A 1,000-nucleotide genomic window follows, 5' to 3' on the forward strand; every position below is an offset into this window, starting at 1 on the left:
AGCGAGCCGGTGGACAGCGTGGCGATCAACGTCAGCGAAAAGATCGCGATGGAGAAGTATTCATGCGGACCGAAGCTCAGGGCCAGTTCCGCCAGGATCGGGGCGATGAACATCAACGCGACGATACTGAAGATTGTGCCGAGGAACGAGAACACCACGCCAATGCCAAGGGCCTTGACGCCATGGCCTTGCTTCATCAACGGCCAGCCATCGAACGTCGTCGCAATGGAGGCCGGCGTACCCGGTATGTTGAGCAATATCGCCGATATCAGCCCTCCCGAGGTCGCGCCGACAAACAGCGCCACCAGCAACGCCAGGCCAGGGCCGGGTCCCATCGAATAAGTCAGTGGCAAGCACAACGCGATCGCCATGGTGGCCGAGAGCCCGGGCACCGCACCGAAAACGATCCCCACCGCAACGCCGAGGGTAATCAGGAGAAAGACGTAGGGTGTCAGTACGGCTGCGAAGCCTGTTTGCATGAGTTCAATCATGGCCGTCCCCTAGAAATCCAATAAACCGACAGGCAGGAGCAAGTCGAAGCCATGACGAAAGATGTAGAAAATCAGGACCGCCGAGACGACGGCGATCAACGCGTAGCGCAGGTGCTTGACCTTCTGTTCCGCAGGGGTCAACACGATGAACTGGACATACAGATAGAGCGCGGTCGTGATCAGGAAACCCACCGGCTCCATCAGCGCCGTGTAAAGCAGCACCAATGCCAGGGTCTTGAAGACGGTTGGATAGTCGATCGCCTCTGGCTTTTCTGCGGATTCGGCGCGTTTATCCGGCAGCTTTCGCCACATCCACAACTGCAATGCGCCAAGCAGGCACAACGAGACGGCGAGCACCCAAGGCACAAACGCGGCATCGATCGTTCCACGACGCGGCAGATTCATGGTCAGGACCAGATAAGCCACGCCGGCACCGAGCATGGCCACCCCGGCGATCAGCTCGTTTCTCTTGTAGGAATCCATACAGGCTCCTGTTACGGGTAAGGACG

General features: G+C 58.7%; 2 protein-coding genes. Both read right to left on the minus strand.

Annotation, left to right across the window (positions count from 1 at the left end; all coding sequences use genetic code 11):
• The coding region (locus OC610_RS28000; RefSeq protein WP_264432852.1) for a tripartite tricarboxylate transporter permease at nt 1-491 on the minus strand (491 nt) is incomplete at its 3' end.
• A gap of 9 nt (nt 492-500) precedes the next feature.
• Complete coding sequence (locus tag OC610_RS28005) at nt 501-974, minus strand: tripartite tricarboxylate transporter TctB family protein (RefSeq protein ID WP_264432854.1); 474 nt, start codon at nt 972-974, stop codon at nt 501-503.
• Nucleotides 975-1,000: the final 26 nt, after the last annotated feature.

The organism is Pseudomonas agronomica, from assembly GCF_025917275.1.
GTDB classification, from domain to species: Bacteria; Pseudomonadota; Gammaproteobacteria; order Pseudomonadales; family Pseudomonadaceae; genus Aquipseudomonas; species Aquipseudomonas agronomica.

Bases quoted from the DNA above. Each gene is read 5' to 3' on its own strand.
- OC610_RS28005 (WP_264432854.1), bottom strand. From the start codon at position 974: ATGGATTCCTACAAGAGAAACGAGCTGATCGCCGGGGTGGCCATGCTC.